At 41.9% G+C, this 370-nt stretch carries 1 protein-coding gene; it reads left to right on the forward strand.

Features of this window, described 5'->3' with window-relative positions; all coding sequences use genetic code 11:
* Nucleotides 1–179: 179 nt before the first annotated feature.
* A partial coding sequence (locus tag AB4585_RS25995; RefSeq protein WP_372171653.1) for a hypothetical protein occupies nt 180–370 on the forward strand: 191 nt, incomplete at its 3' end.

Here is a 370-nt window from a genome sequence, read left to right on the forward strand (position 1 = left end):
TTTGAAGAAAACATTTGGGTACAAATTTGTAGTGGGCTCTGTGGGGTATTGGTAAGACGTAGAGTGGCCGGTAAAAAAATCACAACGCGAGATGCAGGTTGTCACTTTTGTAGTAATAAATGCGATTGCTCAATTTCGGGCATCATAAATCTGGCTTAAACGCCTGTGAGGATATTATTATGGCAAAGATCGAATACAAAGGCTTCACCGTTGGCTTGCTGCCAACTCACAATAACCCAAAGCTTGCCAACCTGTGGGTTGGTAAGCAAGAGGTTGTTAAATATGAGATATTTGATGGGTATGAATACTCATCTGATGAACGCCGCAAGGAAACGCGGTATGTCACAATAAGCAAGTTAGAGTGGAAAAC

It is taken from the genome of Vibrio sp. 10N.222.49.C9 (genome assembly GCF_041474985.1).
GTDB classification, from domain to species: domain Bacteria; phylum Pseudomonadota; class Gammaproteobacteria; order Enterobacterales; family Vibrionaceae; genus Vibrio; species Vibrio crassostreae_C.